This is a genomic window from Sunxiuqinia dokdonensis, assembly GCF_001270965.1.
Classification (GTDB): domain Bacteria; phylum Bacteroidota; class Bacteroidia; order Bacteroidales; family Prolixibacteraceae; genus Sunxiuqinia; species Sunxiuqinia dokdonensis.
The window spans coordinates 1-21,974 of the sequence record NZ_LGIA01000172.1 but is presented as its reverse complement, the minus strand read 5'-3'; the positions used below and the strand labels follow the sequence as shown (position 1 = coordinate 21,974).

Annotated in this window: 19 protein-coding genes; 12 read left to right on the top strand and 7 right to left on the bottom strand. The window is 45.6% G+C overall.

What is annotated here, in order from left to right:
- The 4 genes from NC99_RS14570 to NC99_RS14555 all read left to right on the top strand — a co-directional run.
- The coding region (locus NC99_RS14570) for a 4'-phosphopantetheinyl transferase family protein (protein WP_204375017.1) at positions 1–525 on the top strand (525 nt) is incomplete at its 5' end.
- A 75-nt stretch (positions 526–600) separates the two neighbouring features.
- The gene (gene zwf / locus NC99_RS14565; RefSeq protein ID WP_053185085.1) at positions 601–2,112 is read left to right on the top strand and encodes a glucose-6-phosphate dehydrogenase; all 1,512 of its coding nucleotides are present in this window, start codon (positions 601–603) and stop codon (positions 2,110–2,112) included.
- A gap of 32 nt (positions 2,113–2,144) precedes the next feature.
- The gene (pgl, locus tag NC99_RS14560) at positions 2,145–2,873 is read left to right on the top strand and encodes a 6-phosphogluconolactonase (protein ID WP_053185083.1); all 729 of its coding nucleotides are present in this window, start codon (positions 2,145–2,147) and stop codon (positions 2,871–2,873) included.
- A 343-nt stretch (positions 2,874–3,216) separates the two neighbouring features.
- On the top strand, positions 3,217–4,926 hold the full coding sequence (locus tag NC99_RS14555) for a sensor histidine kinase (RefSeq protein ID WP_053185080.1): 1,710 nt from the start codon (positions 3,217–3,219) through the stop codon (positions 4,924–4,926).
- Between the two features lie 150 nt (positions 4,927–5,076).
- Here the strand turns inward: NC99_RS14555 and NC99_RS14550 are convergent, their stop codons facing one another.
- Both NC99_RS14550 and NC99_RS14545 read right to left on the bottom strand, forming a co-directional pair.
- Positions 5,077–7,167, bottom strand: a complete 2,091-nt coding sequence (locus NC99_RS14550) for a S9 family peptidase (protein WP_053185077.1) — start codon at positions 7,165–7,167, stop codon at positions 5,077–5,079.
- A 151-nt stretch (positions 7,168–7,318) separates the two neighbouring features.
- Positions 7,319–8,002 carry a NigD1/NigD2 family lipoprotein gene (locus tag NC99_RS14545; protein ID WP_053185074.1) on the bottom strand — a complete coding sequence of 228 codons (684 nt, stop codon included), beginning with the start codon at positions 8,000–8,002 and terminating at the stop codon, positions 7,319–7,321.
- Between the two features lie 204 nt (positions 8,003–8,206).
- Here NC99_RS14545 and NC99_RS14540 point away from each other — a divergent pair, with 204 nt between their 5' ends.
- The 3 genes from NC99_RS14540 to NC99_RS14530 all read left to right on the top strand — a co-directional run bounded on the left by NC99_RS14540 (position 8,207) and on the right by NC99_RS14530 (position 10,771).
- Positions 8,207–8,713, top strand: coding sequence for a thioredoxin family protein (locus NC99_RS14540; protein WP_053185071.1), 507 nt, complete (start codon positions 8,207–8,209; stop codon positions 8,711–8,713).
- A gap of 138 nt (positions 8,714–8,851) precedes the next feature.
- Positions 8,852–10,153: a BaiN/RdsA family NAD(P)/FAD-dependent oxidoreductase gene (locus NC99_RS14535; protein WP_053185068.1), complete on the top strand. Its 1,302-nt coding sequence runs from the start codon at positions 8,852–8,854 to the stop codon at positions 10,151–10,153.
- A gap of 6 nt (positions 10,154–10,159) precedes the next feature.
- Complete coding sequence (locus tag NC99_RS14530) at positions 10,160–10,771, top strand: copper homeostasis protein CutC (protein WP_204375016.1); 612 nt, start codon at positions 10,160–10,162, stop codon at positions 10,769–10,771.
- On the opposite strand, the gene NC99_RS14525 is transcribed toward NC99_RS14530, so the two are convergent.
- Positions 10,768–11,055 carry a YciI family protein gene (locus NC99_RS14525; protein ID WP_053185065.1) on the bottom strand — a complete coding sequence of 96 codons (288 nt, stop codon included), beginning with the start codon at positions 11,053–11,055 and terminating at the stop codon, positions 10,768–10,770. The two genes, NC99_RS14530 and NC99_RS14525, sit on opposite strands and share 4 nt — an antisense overlap.
- Before the next feature lie 155 nt (positions 11,056–11,210).
- Between NC99_RS14525 and NC99_RS14520 the strand changes: the two genes are divergently transcribed.
- The 3 genes from NC99_RS14520 to NC99_RS14510 all read left to right on the top strand — a co-directional run bounded on the left by NC99_RS14520 (position 11,211) and on the right by NC99_RS14510 (position 15,175).
- Positions 11,211–13,685, top strand: a complete 2,475-nt coding sequence (locus NC99_RS14520) for a helix-turn-helix domain-containing protein (RefSeq protein ID WP_053185062.1) — start codon at positions 11,211–11,213, stop codon at positions 13,683–13,685.
- A 249-nt stretch (positions 13,686–13,934) separates the two neighbouring features.
- Positions 13,935–14,897, top strand: a complete 963-nt coding sequence (fmt, locus tag NC99_RS14515) for a methionyl-tRNA formyltransferase (RefSeq protein WP_053185059.1) — start codon at positions 13,935–13,937, stop codon at positions 14,895–14,897.
- Positions 14,894–15,175: a hypothetical protein gene (locus tag NC99_RS14510; protein WP_053185056.1), complete on the top strand. Its 282-nt coding sequence runs from the start codon at positions 14,894–14,896 to the stop codon at positions 15,173–15,175. The genes fmt and NC99_RS14510 overlap by 4 nt, the downstream gene beginning before the upstream one ends.
- On the opposite strand, the gene NC99_RS14505 is transcribed toward NC99_RS14510, so the two are convergent.
- Positions 15,172–16,113, bottom strand: a complete 942-nt coding sequence (locus NC99_RS14505; protein WP_053185054.1) for a glucosaminidase domain-containing protein — start codon at positions 16,111–16,113, stop codon at positions 15,172–15,174. The genes NC99_RS14510 and NC99_RS14505 overlap by 4 nt on opposite strands.
- A gap of 184 nt (positions 16,114–16,297) precedes the next feature.
- Between NC99_RS14505 and NC99_RS14500 the strand changes: the two genes are divergently transcribed.
- Positions 16,298–16,789 (top strand): cytidine deaminase, encoded by a 492-nt coding sequence (locus NC99_RS14500; RefSeq protein ID WP_053185052.1) that lies wholly within the window; start codon positions 16,298–16,300, stop codon positions 16,787–16,789.
- Between the two features lie 7 nt (positions 16,790–16,796).
- Here NC99_RS14500 and NC99_RS14495 read toward each other — a convergent pair whose 3' ends face one another.
- The 3 genes from NC99_RS14495 to NC99_RS14485 all read right to left on the bottom strand — a co-directional run bounded on the left by NC99_RS14495 (position 16,797) and on the right by NC99_RS14485 (position 19,740).
- A complete protein-coding gene (locus tag NC99_RS14495; RefSeq protein WP_053185050.1) occupies positions 16,797–17,495 on the bottom strand; it encodes an RluA family pseudouridine synthase in 699 nt (232 codons plus the stop codon).
- A 191-nt stretch (positions 17,496–17,686) separates the two neighbouring features.
- Positions 17,687–18,505 carry a 3-methyl-2-oxobutanoate hydroxymethyltransferase gene (gene panB / locus NC99_RS14490; RefSeq protein WP_053185047.1) on the bottom strand — a complete coding sequence of 273 codons (819 nt, stop codon included), beginning with the start codon at positions 18,503–18,505 and terminating at the stop codon, positions 17,687–17,689.
- Between the two features lie 125 nt (positions 18,506–18,630).
- Positions 18,631–19,740 carry an acyltransferase family protein gene (locus NC99_RS14485; protein ID WP_053185044.1) on the bottom strand — a complete coding sequence of 370 codons (1,110 nt, stop codon included), beginning with the start codon at positions 19,738–19,740 and terminating at the stop codon, positions 18,631–18,633.
- Between the two features lie 218 nt (positions 19,741–19,958).
- Between NC99_RS14485 and dnaK the strand changes: the two genes are divergently transcribed.
- Complete coding sequence (dnaK, locus tag NC99_RS14480; protein ID WP_053185041.1) at positions 19,959–21,884, top strand: molecular chaperone DnaK; 1,926 nt, start codon at positions 19,959–19,961, stop codon at positions 21,882–21,884.
- The last annotated feature ends 90 nt before the right edge of the window (positions 21,885–21,974 follow it).

Below are 21,974 nucleotides of genomic sequence, written 5' to 3'. Positions count from 1 at the left end.
GAAAGGTCGGATCGGTTTGCACCAATGGAAACTGTGCTTTTAGCCATTCCAGATCTTCGGTCAGTGTCCATAAAAATGATGCTCAAACACATCGGTTGTACTGATTTGACAGTTTCCTACACCAACAACGGGCAGCCGCAAATAAAACACGCCCACTACCAGCACATTAGCATCAGCCACTCGAACCAGCTGGCCGGCATTTTCCTTCATCCGAATAAACCCGTTGGGCTGGATATTGAAAGCCTAAACCGGAATTTTTCCAGTATTGAAAAAAAATACCTTTCGCCGCAAGAAATTGAACTGGTTCAGAAACATGAAAACTGGCACTGCCTATTCTGGTGCGCTAAAGAAGCGGTGTACAAAATTGCCGGCATTCCTGGTATTCATTTCGCCAACCAAATCACGCTCATTCCGGAAGCCAACCACCAGCTGACTGCAGAATTAAAGACCTCGGATCGTTTTCAACACTTCAAGCTCAACTATTTCGAACACTGCAGGCAATTCGTTGTATATTTAACAGCCTGAAACGTGAAAACAAAAAAAAGACCATTTAAAGAACTTCATCGCATGCTACTTGTTTATCCCTGAAAAATCAGCAATATGAAACAAGCCGAATCACATATATTAGTCATTTTTGGAGCCTCCGGCGACCTGACCAAGCGCAAACTGATCCCTGCCCTTCTAGAATTGGAAAAACAAAACCTGCTGCCCGATGCCTTGGCCGTGCTCGGCGTGAGCCGCACCAACCTGTCGGACAGGGAATTTCGCCAGCGCATGACTGAATTCCTTGGAAAAAATGAAGACGAAAAACTGGTGACTAAATTTCTGGACCGGTTATTTTATCAATCCATTTCAACCTCCGAATCGTATGATTACCCGGTATTGAAAGATAGATTATTGACCATTGCCAAAGAAAAGGCGATCCCTGAAAACTTTATTTTCTATTTATCCACCCCACCGCAACTGTACGAAATTATTCCGAAAAATCTGGCCAGCGTCGATCTGAACAAGTCGGACGATGGATTTCGAAGATTGATCGTAGAAAAACCATTCGGAACAGATTTGAATTCGGCCAAGGAACTGAACAAAAACTTGCTCAACTATTTCGCTGAGAACCAAATCTACCGCATTGACCATTACCTGGGCAAGGAATCCGTACAAAACCTGCTGGTGACACGATTCTCCAACGGAATTTTCGAACCCATTTGGAACCACAATTTCATCCATCACGTTGAAATAACTTCGGCCGAAAGCCTGGGAGTTGAAAATCGTGGTGGCTATTACGACCATTCCGGTGCCATGCGCGACATGGTGCAAAACCACCTGCTTCAACTGGTTGGTATGGTAGCTATGGAACCGCCCGTAGTTGTTGAAGCCGATGCCATCAGAAATGAAGTGCTGAAAGTATTTCAATCGCTCCGGCCCATCAAGGAAGAGGAAGTTGAAAAATACGTGATTCGGGGACAATACATCGAATCGCACATTAAAAATGAATTGGTCAAGGGATATCGACAAGAAGAAGGCGTTGATCCTGAAAGTCGTACAGAAACCTTTCTGGCCATGAAGTTTTTCATTGACAACTGGCGCTGGGCGGGCGTTCCGTTCTATATCCGCACAGGCAAAAAACTTCCTACCCGGGTCACCGAAGTCGTCATTCACTTCAAAAAAACACCGCATCATTTGTTTGGCAATCAATACAACACGGAACAAACAGCCAACCAACTGGTCATCCGGATTCAACCCGATGAGGGCATCTTGCTGAAATTTGGCATGAAAGTTCCCGGAGCCGGATTTCGGGTGCAATCGGTCAACATGGATTTCCATTACGAAGATCTGGCCGACGCACAACGGCTGCCCGCAGCTTACGAACGCCTGCTGCTCGACTGCATGCAAGGCGATGCCACACTGTATTCGCGCGGCGACGCTGTGGAAAAAGCCTGGGAGTATGTACAGCCCATTATGAATGCCTGGCAAAATAATGCGGAAATTCCGATTTATGGCTACCCTGCAGGCACTTGGGGCCCCGATGTTGCAGACCAATTGGTTGAAGACGGACAATGGCGTTACCCCTGCAAAAACCTGTCGAATGACGGAACATACTGTGAACTGTAAAGAATTATTTCGAACTAAAACAAGAAAAGATCATGGCTGAAAATAAGGAAATAAAAATTTTCTCCGACGCACAAGAACTCGCCGAAGCCTTTGCATCAGAGCTTTATCACATGGTAAAAAGCAGCCGGCAACGTTTCGATATAGCCCTTTCAGGAGGAAGTACCCCAAAACTCTTGTTTGATGTTTTGGCCAGCACTTACGCGGAGAAAATGCCCTGGGATCGTATTCATTTTTGGTGGGGCGACGAGCGCTGCGTGCCACCAACCAGCGAAGAAAGCAACTATGGAATGACGCAAAAACACCTGCTTTCAAAAATCGTCATGAGCGAAAGCCAGGTGCATCGGGTCAAAGGAGAGCTCGCGCCTGACGATGCCGCAAACGATTACATCCGTGAGATCCAGTCGCACCTGAACGAGCGGGCCGACTGGCCGGTTTTCGACCTGATTATTCTCGGAATGGGCGATGACGGACATACTGCATCCATTTTTCCGCACGAGCTGGAGCTCCTTCATTCTCCGAAAATATGCGAAGTGGCGACTCACCCCGATAGTGGCCAAAAACGCGTGAGCCTGACCGGAAAGGTCATCAACAATGCCAACCGGGTTTATTTCCTGGTTTCAGGAAAATCAAAAGCCAAACGGATTTCCGAAATCATGAATAACAAGCAGAAAGCCAGTAAACTTCCAACATTTTATATTGAACCAAAACACGGACAAATCATCTTCTTTTTAGATGAAGAAGCAGCCTCGGAAATCGCATAAATCGGTTGCTTTAAAATCGGACTTCAATTCGAAATCCAATCGACGAATCGCCCGGCTTTGGCCAAACAACTGATTGTTAATTTCGTGTGAATAAGATTTTTTAAAGCACCCCTTTTTCACTCAATATTATTTGTAATTTGTAGTGTAAGTTCAAAAAATTAAATGAAGAACAGGAACCCGTTCAAGAACATCAATCAAACAGTAGTTCTTTAGTCTGGTTTTTCAGTACCAACGCCAATCGTTTTTGATAACGTTTCAAAAGCCTTAATAAAAGTTAAAAGTACATAGGCGTGCAGGGGATGAAAAATTAAACTCTAATTTTAGGAAGCTAAACATTAACCATTTGGAACAACAGCAAAAAATAAAGCAAACTCAGGAAAGTATCCTACAAACAGCGTTGAATGCAGCTCAGACCGGCATTTGGCATTGGAACATTGACACCGACAAACTCATGGTGAACGAAGCCTGGGCCAACCTCATTGGACACACTCCCGGAGAGCTTTATCCGCTTACTGCAAAACGATGGTTTAAACGCTGCCACCCCGACGATCTGGAGCTAATTAAAGAAACTCTCGATCGTGTATTCGAGCATGGCGAAAAGCACTTTTCATTCAGAGCGAGACTAAAACACAAGAACGGAAGTTGGGTTTGGGCCCAGTTTAATGGCGGAATCGCCGTATCCGATTCATTTGGAAATCCCCAGATACTGAGCGGCACGTCAACAGATATCTCCGAACTTTATCAATCAAAAAACAACCTGCAATATCGCTATGAGATTGAAAAACTGGTTTCTGAAATCTCGTCAGATTTTGTAGGAATCCAAGTAAACGAGGCAGACAAAGTAATCAACCTGGCCCTACAAAAAATCGGTGAGTTTTTGAGCGTAGATCGCTGCTACGTCTTTCAATTCCAGGACAACAATTCATTTATGGACAATACCCATGAATGGCATGCACCCGGCATCTCCACAGAAATGAAACGGTTGCAAAACCTGCCCTCCTCGGTTTTCTCGTGGTGGATGAAAAAGCTAAATAAACTGGAGCACATCTATATCGGACAAGTAGATGAATTGCCCGTTAATGCCGGAGCAGAAAAAGAAATTTTAAGGAGCCAGTCTATTATTTCCTTGTTGGTGGTGCCCATTCATTTCCAAAAAAACCTGCTGGGCTTCATCGGATTCGACTCGGTAGTTAAAGAAAAAGAATGGCTGGAGGCTGATATTCATCTGATGAACACGGTTGCCCATGCCATTGCCAGCGCCCTGAACGCCAATATTCATCAGAAAGTGTTGGTTGAAGCCAAAGAAAAAGCCGAAGAAAGCGACCAAATCAAATCAGCATTTTTGGCAACTGTAAACCACGAATTAAGAACGCCGCTGCATCACATTCTTGGGTTTAGCGATCTGCTGAGAATGAATAAAATTCCAGCAACAGAAACCAGTAATTTTGCTGATAAAATCTATCGTAGCGGGAAAAACCTCCTGCAAATCATTGAAGATATTCTGAACCTGGCCCTGGCCGACGAGTCGTTTGTCCAAATCAGGGAAGAATATATTAAAGGCGGTGAGATGTTCCTCCAGCACAAAACCTTGCTGGATGAAATGCTACAACTGTCGGAAAAAGGAAAAAGCCTGAAACTGATTTACAATCCTTCACCCGATTTTGTCAATAGTCATTTCATTGCTGACTCGAATAAAATCAACCAGGTCATCATCAACCTGCTTAAGAACGCCATCAAATTTACGATTTCGGGTACCATCGAATACCGGGCCGACATCAAAAACAACAAACTCTCCATTCAAATAAAAGACAGTGGAATTGGAATTCCTCAACATCAGCAAAAATTGATTTTCGATTTTTTCAGGCAAATTGATGATTCCAGCACCCGGGTTTACAGTGGCATTGGCGTTGGCCTCGCCATTTCGAAACGAATTACCAAAATACTGTGTGGCGAGCTGACGGTGTGTTCTCTTCCTGAAAAAGGAAGCACCTTCACCCTGAAAGTGCCCATTGAAATGGCAGCCAACCTGAAACAAGCAACCCGCAAAATGTAAGCTCAAAAAAATTCTCCTCGCCCTTTAAATTTCGTAAACAAACACACCAATCGCTTATTGAGTAAACTGTTGAAATACAAATCATCTCCAAAAAAATAAGGCAGTGATCAACAAATCAACTGCCTTATTTTATTTACAAAAATCCTCGTGCTATTTCAGCCATTTATCCAGCCATTGCTTAAAAACCCGCTGCCATACAATCCCGTTTTGGGGAGAAGTTACCCAGTGATTTTCCTCAGGAAAATAGAGAAACTGAGCCGGAATATCGCGCAAAACGGCTGCGTTGAAAGCTCCCATTCCTTGCGTGTATGGAATCCGAAAGTCCTTTTCACCGTGAATCACCAAAATCGGTGTGTCCCACTTCTCAACAAATAAGTGCGGCGAAAAGCTGTAAGAACGCTGCGCTGCCGAATTGTCTTGATCCCAAAACGGACCGCCAATGTCCCAGTTTTCAAACCACATTTCTTCGGTAGTCACATACATTTGGTCGAAGTTAAAAATACCGCAATGCGAAATAAATGCACTAAAACGTCCTTCGTGATGGCCGGCCAAAAAATTCACTGAAAAGCCGCCATAGCTGGCACCAACAGCCCCCAGCCGCTCCTGGTCAACAAAAGGCTCTTTGCTCACGGCATCAATGGCCGAAAAATAATCCTGAATATTGAGGCCGCCATAATCGGTACTGATTTGCTCCAGCCATTCCATTCCGAAACCCGGTAAACCGCGGCGGTTTGGAGCAACTACAATATAACCATTGGCGGCCATCATCTGAAAGTTCCAGCGGGTTGACCAGAATTGGCTAACGGTTCCCTGCGGCCCTCCCTGGCAGTAAAGCAGGGTTGGATATTTTTTATTCGGATCGAAATGCGGCGGATAAATCACCCACAGATGCATATCCTTGTTGTCCACGGTTTTCACCCAGCGTTCTTCCACCTTGCCCATCTCCAACTGGTCGAGCAGGCCTTTATTTACGGCGGTCAGCGGCTCGTCTTTCCCGGTCTTTGGGTCGACCAAATATAATTCGGCAGGTTGCGACATGGATACTTTTTGCGCCAGCAATTTCCCATCGGCCGTTTCAACTGCCAGTTGGTAGTTGTGCACACCGTCAGTCAAGCGGCTTATTTTTCCGCTTTTCAAGTTCAAACTGTATATTTCATCCGTTGCATGAATGTTGCTGATGAAATAAATCAACTTGCCGTCGTTTGACCAACTTAAATGACTGGCGTTTTGCTCCCAAGCCGCCGAATAGTTCGTCTTTTCACCGGTTTTCAAATCCATGACAAACAAGCGGGTTTGGTCGGCCTCGTAACCATCACGTGCCATACTCGTCCACGCCAACTTGCTTCCATCGGGAGAAAACAGCGGACTTTTATCGTATCCCTTGTTTTCTTTGGTCAGGTTAGTGGTTTCGCCCGTTTCCAAATCATACAAGTACAAGTCGGTATTGGTTGAAAGCGAATAGTCCTTTCCGGTCAGCTTTTTGCACGAATAAACCAACTGCTTGCCGTCCGGGCTCCAAACCACTTCCTCCAATCCGTCAAACGGTTTGCCCGGGCTGTCGAATTTTTCCCCTTCCAGAATATCCTTGCCCTTGGTAATTTCCCCTTGCCCGTATTCAGCCACAAATATGTGGTTGTAGGTGTAGTCGTGCCATTTGTCCCAATGCCGATACATCAAATCATCTTCCAGGCGGGCATTAGCCTTCGGAAGATCCGGAAACAAATCGTGAATATCATCATCCAACTTGACGGCTTTGGTGTAGAAGATATGCTTTTGATCCGGCGAATACTTAAAGCCTGTGATGCCACCTTCAACCCGGCTAATTTGCACAGGTTGCGAACCGTCCGGATTCATTTCCCAAAGCTGGGTTTCTCCATCGGCAGCAAACAAGTAGCCGACTTTTTTACCATCCGGACGCCACCGTGCCCCCGATTCGTTGAGCGCCGTATTGGTAATTTGGCTGACCGCCCCACCTTTGACCGGAACCGTGTACAACTCCCGATACGACTTATTCTCTTCTATATGATAATAGGTCACTCCAAACAAAACAGTTTGTCCATCAGGCGACAACTCGGTATTTCCGACCTGTCCAAACGACCATAAAACTTCCGGAGTCATCCTGTCTGATTCCAACACGGGTGTCTCCGGGACGTAGGTTTTCTTTTCTTCCGTCATAGCAGTTGATTGTGTTCCGGTGCCAATCAGCAAGGCCAGAACTGATAAAAAAAGTACTTTTCTCATGGATTAATTTCAATTTTCAGAACCCGAAAAATACACTTTTGAAAAGAATATTAAAATGATTCTGCCACGTAAAGTCGTATTTTAATACAAAAACACCTGCCCCAAAATCGGGACAGGTGCCATCATCTTAACCAATTGATGCAATCACCCATCAATAGCGATAAGTTCCATCGTACTCAAAAACTTCACCTTGGTAATCTTTTCCTGTCACGGTGTACATCACCGAATCCTGTCCTTCAATTTGGAGCGAACTTAGGTCGAAAGTTACAAAAGCCGACATGTGATAGCTGGGATAATCATCGCGGGCATTGTGCCGCAGCTCCAATTGAATTGGCTCGTCATCAGCAGTCAATTCGCCCGGCTCCTTCACCAGATTGACGTAGTGAATCCGGTTGCTTCCCAAATACTGGAGCTCAAATGTCAGCATGTTGTTCACGGTCCAAACATCTTCAACATGAATCGGATCATTTCCAATGCTATCTTCAAGTTCTTCGGTTATATCCAGAATACCTTTAAACAAGATATCCTTCACCGAATTAACACGGACGTAATATTCTTCAAACTCATCGTTTACCCGCTTTTCGTCAAGAATGGTATAATTGACCAACACACGCGCGCTATCATCTTCCTCATGCCAATGAATAGCACTATTTACCGGAAAAAGCTCAGATCCATCATCCATTTTGATGGTGTAATCTGATCCGGTTTCCACGTCAACAATACCAAATCCGACCCAGTATTTGCCTAAAGAATAGTCGTCATCATCATTTAAATCGCAGCTGAACAAACCAAAGGCCAGCATTCCGATTAAACCAAATTTCAAAAGCGTCTTCATTTTTTTTCTCCTTTTTCATTTTGAATTTACATCCAATAGATACACAGGGAGGCCTTTGGGTTGCGCGAACAACGGAAAAAATTGCTTCTGACAGAATCTGACAAATTAAGAATGGTATGATCATTGATATTTAAATTTCTATATATTTGCATTGTTGCATTAAGAATAACCCGTTAGTTGAAATACAATTAAAGAACAGATCATATGAAAAAGCTCTTAGCAGTGATTGCATTGGCTGCTGTAACCACAGTTGGCTGTGCAACCGGGAACGGAAAAACGAACGACAAATCTGCGGAAAGCAAAACCGTGCGTGTTTCGCAGGATGAAAAAGAAGGCGGAACAGTTTTAATTTCGAAAAACGAATTTCTGAAAGAAGTCTGGAACTACGAGGAATCGCCCGAAGAATGGAAATTCTTGGGTGACAAACCCGTCGTTATTGATTTTTATGCCGATTGGTGCGGCCCCTGCCGGATCGCTTCTCCTATTTTAGAAGAAGTATCGCACGAGTTTGCCGGAAAGGTTGACGTTTATAAAATTGACACCGAAAAAGAACGTGAGCTGGCCGGCGTATTTGGTATTCAAAGTATTCCGGCTTTCCTCTACATTCCTGTGGAAGGAAAACCAGTCATGATGGCAGGAATTGGCCGCTCGGAAGAAGAAACAAAGAACATGTTTGTTGAAAACATCAACAAATATTTGCTGACCAAGTAAGGAAACTCTTTCTGAGACGACACAAAAAAGCAGGCTTCGGCCTGCTTTTTTGTTTGTTACCCATGCCCACTTATCGCACAGCGCGTGCTAAAAAGTTGATTGAAAACCTGTACTTTTGCCAGCCTAAAAGAAAACTGAATGTTGAAAAAAGAGCAGGCAAAAGCCTATGATGTGGTAGTTGTTGGAGCCGGGCCAGCCGGTTTAATTGCGGCAGGACGGGCAGCCGAACTGGGAGCCCGGGTTTTGCTGGTGGAGAAAATGCGCTCGGCTGGACGCAAGTTACTCATCACCGGGAAAGGGCGATGCAATATTTCCAACGATGCACATCAGTCGACTTATTTCAAAAATATATTCCCAAATGGGAAATACCTGAAGCCAGCGTTTGGAGCTTTCTTTTCAAAAGACATCATTCAACTGCTAGCCAATGAAGGTGTGGAAACCACCGTTGAACGTGGTGGCCGGATTTTTCCCACGAGCAACAGCGCCCTGGAAGTCCTCAACGCCCTGATGAGCTGGGTGAAAAAACGCCAGGTCAATATCATCTATTCTTCCAAAGTTGAACAAATTCTAGTAGAAAAAAACCAAATAACCGGCGTTCGTATAGACCGAAACGGGCAAAGCGAAACCGTTTCGTCCCCGGCAGTTATCATTTGCACCGGAGGAAAATCCTACCCGGCAACCGGCTCCACCGGCGACGGCTATCAACTGGCCGGGCAACTTGGCCATTCCATTCAACCCGCGCGACCGGCATTGGTTCCTTTGATTACATCTGGCAACATGGCAGCCGAACTTCAAGGCTTAAGCCTGAAAAATGTGAACGCCAGCGTTTGGATCGACAACAAAAAAGTGAAAGAGGAGTTTGGCGAGATGCTTTTTGCCCACTATGGCCTGACCGGTCCTATTATCCTGACCTTAAGCCGGCTTGTCGTTGATGCACTTGATCAGAAAAAGCAGGTTCGCATCAGCATCGATCTGAAACCAGCGCTCGACGAAAACAAGCTGGATGCCCGCCTGATTCGCGATTTAGATGCGAACGGAAAAAAACAGATTGAAAATATTTTTAAAGAATGGCTGCCGTCTAAACTCATTCCCGTTTTCCTGAATGAATTGCAGATTGATGGAAAGAAACAAGGGCACCAAATGAATTCAAAGGAGCGGAGGAAAGTAATGCTGCTGATGAAAAACCTCACGTTTGATGTGACTGATTACCGCGGTTTCAAAGAGGCCATCATTACTGCCGGAGGTGTTAGTACCAGCGAAATTGATAGCAAAACCATGCAGTCGAAACTGATTAAAAACCTATATTTTGCAGGTGAAGTGATTGATCTGGATGCCAACACCGGAGGATATAACCTACAAATTGCCTACTCTACGGCTTGGCTGGCGGCCACTTCGCTGGCGAAGAACATTATAGAAACGGCAGAAGCGCCAAAAAACTAAGTCAGCATGATCATTAAAGAAGCTTGCGTCGAAAACTTTAGCCAGGCCCTGGCTGCTCAAAAAGCCGGAGCCGACCGTATTGAATTGTGTGAAAACCTGGCAGTAGGTGGAACCACCCCGTCTTTTGGAACCATCAAAACCTGTGTCGAAGAACTGAACATTCCGTCCTTTGTGATGATCCGCCCGCGAGGTGGCGACTTTGTGTATTCCGACGATGAACTTCAGATAATGCAAACCGATATTGAATGCTGCAAACAGCTAGGTGTACCTGCTGTAGTGTTTGGTCTGCTCACAAAAGATGGTGAGATTGACGAGCCCAACACCAAAAAACTGATTGAGCTGGCACGCCCCATGCAGGTCACTTTTCACAAAGCTTTTGATAAACTAAGCAATCCGCTGGAAGGGCTCGAAACACTCATTCAGCTGGGTGTTGACCGGATCTTAACATCGGGGACAAAAGCCACAGCCAGCGAAGGTGCCGAAATCTTAAATCAACTCATCCAACAGGCTGATGGGCGAATCACCATTGTAGCCGCCGGAAAAGTTACCAAAGACAACTTGCCGAAACTCAGTCAAACCATCCATACCAGCGAGTTTCACGGGAAGAAAATCGTTTAGTCCAGCAAGTTTTCCAATCCGTTTCCGGCTTTGGTCGCGTGGAATTCTGTGATTTCAAAATCAGCAACTCCAAAATCAAAAAATGGATCTTCACGAATCAAGATTTCCAGCTTTTCCCGCGAATCGCATTGTGCCAAAATTATACCTCCGGTGCGAGGCACTTTCTTTCCGGAAAGTAAAAAAACGCCTTCAGCAAAGTACTTTTCAATAAACAGAATGTGAGCCTGCAAGTGCTTGTCGGCCTCACTCACCGGAACCTTATAAGTCAAAGCAATGATAAACATGGTATCAAATTTTAGAAGATGAAGAAATAAAAAAATCGCCTCAAAAAAACAAGGGCTCGATTTTTATCCCACACAATTTTTCCGTATTTTGGTTTAACAAAACTTCAAACAAGCCATAACCCAAGATTCACCCACTAAAACAGAGCCAGCCGAACATGAAAACCGACGACAATCCTCAATTACAGCTTGCACGCGATTTTGTGCGATACACCAATCAGAATATTTTCCTGACTGGAAAAGCCGGCACCGGGAAAACCACTTTTCTGCACAACCTGAAAAAACAATCGCCCAAGCGCATGGTGGTCGTTGCTCCCACAGGTGTCGCAGCCATCAACGCGGGAGGTGTTACCATCCATTCCTTTTTCCAGATTTCGTTTGGACCTCAGGTGCCACAAGCTAATCCATCGTTTTCCGTCAGTAATCCTTCGGGACAGAATGCTCCGACAGGCATTAAACGCTACAGCAAAGAGAAGATCAACATCATCCGAAGCCTGGATTTACTAGTGATTGATGAAATCAGCATGGTTCGTGCCGACTTACTTGATGCCATTGATGAAGTGCTACGCCGGTTTCGCGATCGCCGAAAGCCTTTTGGAGGCGTTCAACTGCTGATGATTGGCGATCTCCAACAGTTGGCTCCGGTGGTGAAAGATGACGAATGGAGCCTGCTGAAAAGCTACTACGACACTTGCTACTTTTTTAGCAGTCGGGCCTTGAAACAAGCCTCTTTCATCGGTATTGAGTTGAAGCACATTTATCGGCAAAGCGATGAGCATTTCATTCACCTGCTCAATCAAATCCGCGAAAACCGGATGGACGAATCGACGCTTCAAACGCTGAATCAGCGCTATCAGCCAAATTTCAATCCCAACGACAAGGAAGGTTATATTACACTGACCACCCACAATCACCAGTCTCAGGAAATCAATCGTTCGAAGCTGAAGGAACTCAAGCCAAAAGCACACTTCTTCGAGGCCAATGTACACGGCGAATTTCCGGAGTACATGTACCCGACAGAAATTGAACTGGTACTTAAGGTGGGTGCCCAGGTGATGTTTGTCAAAAACGACGGTTCGGCAGAAAAACGCTATTACAACGGTAAGATCGGAAAAGTGATCGGCATTGACGACGATTCGATTCAAGTGCAATGCAAGGGTGAAACGGAGCCGATTGCAGTTGAGCGCGACGAATGGCAAAATGCCAAGTATGCGCTAAATAAAACAACGCAGGAAATTGAAGAAAATGTGATTGGGACTTTTGAGCAGTTTCCGCTAAAACTGGCCTGGGCCATTACCATTCATAAAAGCCAGGGGCTGACGTTTGAAAAAGCGATTATCAATGCCCGACAATCGTTTGCGCATGGACAGGTTTATGTGGCGCTGAGCCGCTGCAAATCGCTGGAAGGGCTAGTGCTAAGCACACCCATTGAAACCCACAGCATTAAAAACGACGGAACAGTGGTGTCATTTACTGATCGGGTTGAACAAAACCAGCCCGGTGAAAAGGAGCTACTCGAATCGCGAAGAAACTACCAGCAACAATTGCTAAGCGAATTATTTGATTTTAAGCCCATCCTGTGGCAAATTCAATACCTTCAAAAACTTTGTAACGAGCATGGCGCCTTACTTTTGGGCAATCTCAACCAGCAATTGGAAGCGATAACAGAACCTCTCAAAACCGAAATGATCGGGGTGGCGAATAAGTTTGAGCGGCAGATTCAACAATTAATCCGGCAGAGCGAAGACGCGGAACAAAACGAGCCCTTGCAGGACCGAGTCAAAAAAGCCTGTACCTACTTTCTCGAAAAATTGGAAATCACTCTTGAACAGCCCGTTAAAGCAACCGATTTTCAAACAGATAATGCTGCGGTGCGCAAAAGCCTGCAAGAGGCTTTTATAAAACTTCGGAAAGAGATGAACGTTAAACGCAGCGGACTGACCAGTTGTCAGGAAGGATTTATCTTGAAAGACTACCTGAAAGCCAGAGCCCGGGCAGTGATTGATCTTGGAAGCGAGAAAGCAGCCACGGGTTCGGGCAATGCTGCCTTTGCCAAATACCCCGACTTTTTCAAAAAAATGCATGCCTGGCGCGAATCAAAAGCGAAAGATTTGAAAATGGAAATCTCCCGGGTTATTCGGCAAAAAACCTTACTGGAGATTGTTGAAAAACTGCCGGTGACCCGAATTGAACTGAAAGGCATTCGGGGAATGGGCGGCAAAAAGATGCAACAGTTTGGCAAGGAAATTCTGGAAATGACGCTGGCCTACCGCAAAGCAAAAGGACTGGAGCTTCCGCTGAATGCTGAAAAAGAACCGGCCAAAGCCACGCTCGATTCCAAACACCTGAGCTACTCCTTATTCAAAGCGGGCAAATCGGTTGAAGAGATTGCAGCCGAGCGACAACTGGCCACCAGTACGATTGAGAGTCACTTGGTCCATTTTGTTGGCGAAGGAGAACTTCCCATCGACCGGCTGGTAGAAGCCCATAAGCAGAAAGCAATCATGAATCAGCTAAAAAAGCACACGAACAATTCGATGACTGCAGTAAAGTCAGCACTTGGCGACGATTACAGTTATTCTGAAATCCGGTTTGTATTGAAATACCTGGAAGCGAAACAAGTTAAGTCCTGATTATTAAACTTCATAGAAGCAGCCAGAATTTTAGAGCGTAACCGAAATCCCGAAAGCAGGAAAAACAGCTCATCACAATCAATTTTTCGTTGTTGAAAGCTCATATCTGCGTGTTGTTTTCCAACTAATACACGCATAAATGAAAAGGTTCAGTCGTTGGAAGAAAGTGGGTCGCAAAACCGCCAAACTGTGGCCAAATGCTTGGAATTTCTGATGCGATACAAGTATCTTTGTGCAAAACTCTGATTTATGACCGGAAAAGATTTACGTATCGTTTTTATGGGAACCCCCGATTTTGCTGTGGCCAGCTTGGCTGCTTTGGTTGAAAATGGCTACCAGGTGGTGGGTGTCATCACAGCACCTGACAAGCCAGCCGGGAGAGGCCGGAAATTGCAGGAATCAGCAGTCAAAAAATATGCGTTGGAGAAGGGATTGCGCATTCTGCAACCCGAAAAACTAAAGAATCCGGATTTCATCAGCGAATTGCAAAGTCTGCAAGCCGATTTGCAAGTCATTGTGGCCTTTCGCATGTTGCCCGAAGTGGTGTGGAGCATGCCGTGCCTGGGAACCTTCAACCTGCATGGTTCGCTGCTTCCGCAATACCGTGGTGCAGCGCCGCTCAACTGGGCAGTGATCAATGGTGAAAAGGAAACCGGCGTCACCACGTTCCTGCTGTCGCACGAAATTGATACCGGCGCCATCCTGTTTCACGAAAAAACACCGATTGGAGACAACGATACCGTGGGCGATATTCATGATCGACTGATGGATGTTGGCGCCCAACTGGTGTTGAAAACAGTGGATGCACTGGCCGAAGGCAATTACGCTCCACTTGAACAAGACGAAATAAAAGTTGAAAGCTTAAAACCAGCGCCCAAAATTTTTAAGGACGATTGCCGGATTGACTGGACCAAAAGCGGTGAGCAAATCCGCAACCTGATCCGGGGATTGTCGCCCTACCCCGCTGCCTGGACCGAACTGGAAGATGAAAACGGGCACGCGTACACGCTGAAAATTTATTTTGCCGATTTTGAAGCAGATGCTCAGGCAAAGCCCGGAACCATTGACTCAGACGGAAAAAGCTATCTGAAAATTGCAGCCGCTGATGGCTGGCTAAACATGACCGACCTTCAGCTTTCAGGAAAAAAACGAATGAAAACCGGAGAGTTTCTGAGAGGTTTCCACAGCATTTCGACACTTCGAACCAAATGAAAACGATAGCCGTCCAATTCATCCGCAGCTTGTTAGGCTTATTTTACTTCGCACTATCAGCCTTGTTTTTTTATATCGACTTCATCATCATCCAACATGTCATTTGGCCATCATGGGCCGAAGGAAGTCTTCAAATCAGTGAAAAGCTGCGTATTTTCAACTACCGTTTTGACGACAACCTGGCCTATCTGCCGGTTGCTGTTTATTTGATTATTGCGCTGAGCTTTCTCTACCTCACAATCCGGGTGCTGCGCCAAACCTGGTTCAAAAAAAATTAGTTCCGGGGTTTCTTCTTTCGCAAATAGATCGACGTTCCAGGCTCTGGTCTTTCGCCGGGTTTCATGCGATTGAGCCGGTAAAGGCGATTGAGCTTCACACCATAGCGTTGTGACAGAAAATGCATGGTATCGTCTGCCTCGAAGCGATGAATCTGATGGTTCTTTTCCGCTTTCCGGCGTTTGGGCTCTACATATAAAATCTCGTTCACCCGCGGTTGATGTCCTTTTTCATAATCGTTGTAGGCATAAATCTCCCACTCCTTCATGTCAAACTCCTGTGCAATCCGCTGAAAGGTGTCGCCTTCTTTCACCACAATCGATTTCAGGCCATTTCGCATCACCACTTTTCGTGTTTGGTAAGGATTGATCAGGCTTCGGCCATCGGCTGGTTTATGGCTTTGCTGAATGCGGGCAATTTGCGACTGGTCAAGGCCCTCGTCATACAAATACAGTTTATGATCTTCAATAATCCGGATCAAGTGATTGGCATAGTGTGGGTTCGTGGCATAACCTGCTTTCTTCAGCCCACGGGCCCAACCTTTGTAGTCCGTCAATTTCAATTGAAACAGACTGGCATAACGGGGGTTAAGCATCAAAAAATCGGAATGGTCAATAAAAGACTCCTCCACCGAATTATAGCGACGAAAGCATTCGCCTTTTTCATCATCGTCGTGATAAACCCGCTTGCCGTTCCAGGTACTTTTACACTTGATTCCAAAATGGTTATTGCTTTTTCGGCTCAAGGTCGAATTGCCATTTCCCGATTCCAGACAAGCCTGGGCCAGGGTGATACTGGCGGGAACGCCGCTACGGATCATTTCGCTCACCGCCAGCTCGGCGTATTGTTTAATGTACTCTTCACGGGTATTGATGCGTTGACTAAAACCAACCAGAACAAAGATCAGAAAAAAGATACTCAGCGAAGTTTTACGAATCATAAACGAATTTTTTAGCAAAAATAGAAAAAGCGGGCAGCTAAAAAATACTACCAGCCTGTAATTGTAACTTTTTTGGGCTTTATCTGTGCATCAATCGAAACCATAAAATGAGAAAAAAGGCCAGACCCTCATGAGGCATTGGCATAGCTACATAAAAAAATGTAAATTTGGGCAAAGCCTCCCTATGAAAACGAAAGAAATTAAAATTAGTATATCGGAGTTCGAAAAATTAGACGAATTGCCCTCTGTGGATCAGGAATTAACCATGCAGGCGCGGGCCTCCGCCTTGTTGGCCTATGCACCTTACTCAAACTATCATGTCGGAACCGCGCTGCGGCTTGCTGACGGAACCATTGTCACGGGCAACAACCAGGAAAATGCCTCCAGCCCCTTGGGAACCTGTGCCGAGCGGGCTGCCATTTTTTGGGCCAATGCCAACTATCCGGCAGTCCCCATCGAAACCATCGTGGTCACAGCCATTGATCAAAATGGCAACCCGGCCGCCAATGTCAGCCCATGCGGTGCCTGCCGCCAGGTGATGCTCGAATCGCAACACCGCTTTCAGAAACCAATCCGGGTGATTCTGGACAGCTCAAACAAAATTGAAGTGCTCGACAACGTGAATGGTCTTCTGCCGCTGAGTTTCAACGGCAATTCGCTGAAGTCCATCGTATGACGCCTTCCTATTCTTTCAATTCCTTAATCTGAATCAGTTCATCCCAAATCGGATCGCCTTTTGGAGGCTGCGCCACAATTTTCAAGGGAACTTTACTCACCGGATGAATAAACTCCAATTTACGCCCGTGCAGGTGAATGCCGCCATTTTGGTTGCTCCGGGCGGCGCCATATTTTAAATCGCCCTTGATGTGGCAGCCAATTTTAGCCAATTGCACCCTTATCTGGTGGTGTCGCCCCGTGTGCAAATCAATTTCCAACAGATGAAAACGGTTCAGGCTGGCCCGGTGCCGGTAGCTTAAACTTGAAAAGCGGGCCCCTTTCTTGGGTTTGGGAGTGGGTGAAGCATGACTTTTATTCTTGGCTTCGTCCTTCCAAAGGTAATGCTCCAAGGTATCTTCCATTTCCTCTGGCAGCAGGTCAACCACTGCCCAGTAGGTTTTCTTAATGGCCGCTTTATCCTGAAACATCTCACTCAGCCGGGTCAGGGCTTTGCTGGTTCGTGCAAACAAAACCACGCCGCTGGTCGGCCGGTCGAGCCGGTGGGGCGATCCCAGAAACACGTCACCAGGCTTTTTGTACTTGTCTTTGATATAGGCCTTGACCATATCAATCAGCGTTTCATCGCCGGTTTTGTCACCCTGCACAATTTCGCCACAGGCTTTATTAACTGCAATCAAATGATTGTCTTCGTATATTACTTGCATAATTAGTTTCGAGTTCCGAGTTTAAAGTTTCAAGTTGTCCATTGTCCACGCCTAAATAACTTTGACCAGATTAGACATTGCTTTATTTATTTTTTACTTTTCCCTTTTCGCAGTCTCTCACACTCCCATCATCTCAAGCTACGCACTCACTGCCTCATGCCCTTTGCTCTCTGCCCTCTGCCCGTTGTATATTAGTACTGCTCTCTTTCGCTGGGGAAGTTCCGGGATTTGACATCTTCAATGTAGCTACCAACAGCGCCTTTGATTTCGGCAGCCAGGTTGTGGTAGCGACGGAGGAACCGGGGCGAAAACTCCTGGGTAATTCCCAACATGTCGTGAATCACCAAAACTTGCCCGTCAACGCCACCGCCAGCACCAATTCCGATGATGGGTATTTTGACCGACTCGGCCACTTTCTGACCCAATGCCGCAGGAATTTTTTCCAGTACGATGGCAAAGCAGCCAGCTTCTTCCAGTAGTTTGGCATCTTCAATCAGCTTTTCCGCTTCGGCCTCCTGCTTGGCACGAACCGTATAAGTTCCGTATTTATGGATCGATTGCGGCATCAGCCCCAAGTGTCCCATGATTGGAATTCCTGCAGAAAGAATGCGGTCAACCGACTCGATGATTTCCTTTCCACCTTCCAGTTTGACCGCGTCAGCCGCTGTTTCTTTCATAATGCGAATGGCCGAACTCAAAGCCTTCTTACTATTTCCCTGGTAAGTCCCGAAAGGCAGGTCGACAACAACCAACGCACGGTTGGCAGCTTTCACAACCGACGCACCATGATAAATCATCTGATCCAGCGTAATCGGAAGCGTTGTTTCGTTGCCCAACATCACATTCGAAGCAGAATCGCCTACCAGGATCACATCAATGCCGGCCTCGTCCACCAGCTTCGCCATGCTGTAATCGTAGCTGGTTAACATGGATATTTTTTCACCCTTCAGCTTCATTTCTGAAAGGACATGCGTGGTTACCCGCTTGATATCATTTTTATGTACTGACATAACTTTAAATTTCAATTCATCTGCAAAAGTACGAATTTATGCCTTGAAATGGTGTTCATCCAGAAAACCTGTCACGACCTGCCGGTTTATACGAAAAAAGGGCTGCCAATAGCAACCCCTCTTTTTTATACTCTCAAAAAGATTTGCTTTCGATACATATAATACAAGATTGACCAAACAATTGCCAGCCAACCAACAATCCAGATCAACTGTCCAAAGTCGCCCAAAATTTCCGGGGCCCAGCCAAACAGAAAACCAGTCAATTGCGACACGTCAATAAAATGCACAAACAGATACACAAAAATGGAATTCATGCCAATAACCCGAAAGTAGAACGACCACTTCTGCCATTTCAGCACATCAATAATCATGTAAAACAGCGCCATCAACAAAAAGCTAATTCCTCCGGCAGCCAGGTTGAAAGAGGTGGTCCAAGCTGACTTGATGATCGGATAAACCGGGTGAAGCAGCAAGCCAACGACCAATAAAGCAATGCCTATTATTGATAGCAAACTGATTTTCTGCCAGGGTGTCCGGTTTTGTCCGCGCAAGAAATGCCCGGCCACCGAGCCCATTAAAGTAATGCCTGTGGCTGACACAATGCATAACAGCCCTTCAGGATCGAAAACTCCGCCGTGCAAACGCCCGGGAAGCAGCATCCGGTCGATATAGCCGTTAATACATCCCTCAGGAGTAAGCACTCCCGCACCAACTCCGGGCACCGGAACAAAAAGCTGTATAAAAGCATAGCCGATCAGCATACCAACGAGCCAATAAAGCCGGCTTCGAAACGATTTGGTGTAAATCACAATAACCGAAGCAAAAAAATAAGCCAACCCAATTTGTCCAAGGACGCTGGCATACCGAATGTTGGTCAAATCGCCACTCAAGGCTCCATTATACAGAATACCCAGAACAACTAAAATCAGCATTCGTTTGGTAACCTTACCCAGCAAAACCTTTTGAGGAATACTCTTTTCGAGCTTCGAAATAAGTGCATATGGGATAGCCACACCGGCGATAAACATGAAAAGCGGAAAAATTAAATCATACATTCGTAAACCAGCCCACTTAACATGGTGCATTTGTTGTGCCAACCAGTCAAAACCGGTCTCTTCACCGATAAAAATGGCCAGCATACTGCCGCCGGTAATCCAAAACATGTCAAACCCACGAAGGGCATCAAGAGACAAGAGGCGCTCGTTTTTATCAAGCCTGATCGCATTTGATTTCATTGATTTGTTTCGTTTAATTGATTAGTCGCATAAAGGTAGAAAAAAATTGGCTCGCTGTCTTTTTGTCACCAAATATGTCAGCCTGCTTTTTTTCCGCCCGGCCATTGTGCCAATATTGCATTTCAAATGAGGATAAGCCCCTTGGCATAATCATTGATTCTTCCTGTTCGTGAATTTTAATTCAAAAGGAAAACATTAAAAATAAAAATACAATTACAATGGGAAAAATAATTGGAATTGACTTAGGAACAACAAACTCATGTGTTTCAGTAATGGAAGGAAATGAGCCTGTTGTTATTCCTAACAGCGAAGGAAAAAGAACAACGCCATCAATCGTTGCTTTTGTTGAGAACGGAGAACGTAAAATTGGTGATCCTGCAAAACGTCAGGCGATTACCAATCCTGAGAAAACAATCGCCTCTATTAAGCGATTTATGGGCGAAACGTTCGACAACGTCAGCAAGGAGGTATCACGAGTTCCTTACAAAGTGATAAAAGGAGACAACAACACGCCGCGCGTTCAAATTGATGACCGCAAATACTCACCGCAGGAAATTTCAGCCATGGTTCTTCAAAAAATGAAGAAAACAGCTGAAGATTATCTTGGACAGGAAGTAACCGAAGCCGTGATTACCGTTCCTGCTTACTTCAGTGACTCACAGCGTCAGGCCACCAAAGAAGCAGGCGAAATTGCAGGTTTGCAAGTGCGCCGAATCATTAACGAACCAACAGCTGCCTCGTTGGCCTATGGTCTGGACAAGATGCATAAAGATATGAAAGTGGCCGTATTCGACTTGGGTGGTGGTACTTTCGACATTTCCATTTTGGAATTAGGCGATGGTGTGTTCGAAGTAAAATCAACCGATGGTGATACACACTTGGGGGGTGATGACTTCGACCAGGTGATTATTGACTGGCTGGCCGATGAGTTCAAAAAAGACGAAGGGCTGGATTTGAGAAAAGACCCCATGGCTTTGCAGCGTTTAAAAGAAGCTGCTGAGAAAGCGAAAATTGAGTTATCAAGTTCAACGCAAACCGAAATCAACCTGCCTTACATTATGCCGGTTGACGGTGTACCAAAACACTTGGTGAAAACACTGACTCGTTCAAAATTCGAGCAGTTGTCTGACAGTCTGATCAACGCCACCATGGAGCCTTGTAAAAAAGCTTTGAAAAATGCCGGCTTGTCAGCATCTGATATTGATGAAGTATTGTTGGTTGGTGGTTCAACCCGTATTCCCGCCATTCAAAATAAAGTACAGGAATTGTTTGGGAAAGCACCATCGAAAGGTGTAAACCCTGACGAAGTTGTGGCTGTAGGTGCCGCGATTCAAGGTGGTGTATTGACCGGCGAGGTAAAAGACGTACTGCTGCTTGACGTGACTCCGCTTTCATTAGGTATTGAAACCATGGGTGGTGTGATGACTAAATTGATTGAAGCCAACACGACCATTCCAACAAAGAAAACAGAAACATTTACAACTGCTGCAGATAATCAGCCATCGGTTGAGATCCATATTTTGCAGGGCGAACGGCCAATGGCTAATGGTAATAAAACCATCGGACGTTTTCACCTGGACGGTCTGCCACCCGCACCACGTGGCGTGCCTCAAATTGAAGTGGCGTTCGACATTGATGCCAATGGTATTTTACACGTTCACGCCAAAGATAAAGCCACCGGAAAATCACAATCGATCCGGATTGAAGCTTCTTCGGGCCTGAGCGATGATGAAATCAAGAAAATGAAAGCCGAAGCAGAAGCCAACGCTGACGCCGACAAAAAAGCCCGCGAAAAAGTGGACAAAATGAACCAGGCTGACGGTTTGATTTTCCAAACAGAAAAGCAACTGAAAGAGTTTGGCGATAAACTGCCGGCCGACAAAAAAGGACCGATTGAAGAGGCCCTGAACAAACTGAAAGAAGCCCACAAAGCCGAAAATCTGGAAGGAATTGATGCTGCAACAGCAGAACTGAACCAGGTATTCCAGGCTGCTTCACAGGAAATGTACAACGCACAGGCACAAGCCGGCGGCCAACAGCCCGGACCTGATGCCAACGCAGGAGCCCAAGGCGGAAGCAATCAATCGTCAAACAGTGGCCAGGATGGCGAAGTAACTGATGTTGATTTTGAAGAAGTCAAATAAATAGCTTCTACAAACGATAACGAATCAATAAGTAAGTCCCGGTTAAGCAATGTCTTTACCGGGACTTTTACTTTTAGACTATTTTCATGG

Excerpts from the sequence above, each read along its gene's own strand:
- zwf (WP_053185085.1), top strand. The coding sequence starts at position 601 with ATGAAACAAGCCGAATCACATATATTAGTCATTTTTGGAGCCTCCGGC.
- pgl (WP_053185083.1), top strand. The coding sequence starts at position 2,145 with ATGGCTGAAAATAAGGAAATAAAAATTTTCTCCGACGCACAAGAACTC.
- NC99_RS14550 (WP_053185077.1), bottom strand. The coding sequence starts at position 7,167 with ATGAGAAAAGTACTTTTTTTATCAGTTCTGGCCTTGCTGATTGGCACC.
- NC99_RS14545 (WP_053185074.1), bottom strand. The coding sequence starts at position 8,002 with ATGAAGACGCTTTTGAAATTTGGTTTAATCGGAATGCTGGCCTTTGGT.
- NC99_RS14540 (WP_053185071.1), top strand. The coding sequence starts at position 8,207 with ATGAAAAAGCTCTTAGCAGTGATTGCATTGGCTGCTGTAACCACAGTT.
- NC99_RS14535 (WP_053185068.1), top strand. The coding sequence starts at position 8,852 with ATGTTGAAAAAAGAGCAGGCAAAAGCCTATGATGTGGTAGTTGTTGGA.
- NC99_RS14530 (WP_204375016.1), top strand. The coding sequence starts at position 10,160 with ATGATCATTAAAGAAGCTTGCGTCGAAAACTTTAGCCAGGCCCTGGCT.
- NC99_RS14525 (WP_053185065.1), bottom strand. The coding sequence starts at position 11,055 with ATGTTTATCATTGCTTTGACTTATAAGGTTCCGGTGAGTGAGGCCGAC.
- NC99_RS14520 (WP_053185062.1), top strand. The coding sequence starts at position 11,211 with ATGAAAACCGACGACAATCCTCAATTACAGCTTGCACGCGATTTTGTG.
- fmt (WP_053185059.1), top strand. The coding sequence starts at position 13,935 with ATGACCGGAAAAGATTTACGTATCGTTTTTATGGGAACCCCCGATTTT.
- NC99_RS14510 (WP_053185056.1), top strand. The coding sequence starts at position 14,894 with ATGAAAACGATAGCCGTCCAATTCATCCGCAGCTTGTTAGGCTTATTT.
- NC99_RS14505 (WP_053185054.1), bottom strand. The coding sequence starts at position 16,113 with ATGATTCGTAAAACTTCGCTGAGTATCTTTTTTCTGATCTTTGTTCTG.
- NC99_RS14500 (WP_053185052.1), top strand. The coding sequence starts at position 16,298 with ATGAAAACGAAAGAAATTAAAATTAGTATATCGGAGTTCGAAAAATTA.
- NC99_RS14495 (WP_053185050.1), bottom strand. The coding sequence starts at position 17,495 with ATGCAAGTAATATACGAAGACAATCATTTGATTGCAGTTAATAAAGCC.
- panB (WP_053185047.1), bottom strand. The coding sequence starts at position 18,505 with ATGTCAGTACATAAAAATGATATCAAGCGGGTAACCACGCATGTCCTT.
- NC99_RS14485 (WP_053185044.1), bottom strand. The coding sequence starts at position 19,740 with ATGAAATCAAATGCGATCAGGCTTGATAAAAACGAGCGCCTCTTGTCT.
- dnaK (WP_053185041.1), top strand. The coding sequence starts at position 19,959 with ATGGGAAAAATAATTGGAATTGACTTAGGAACAACAAACTCATGTGTT.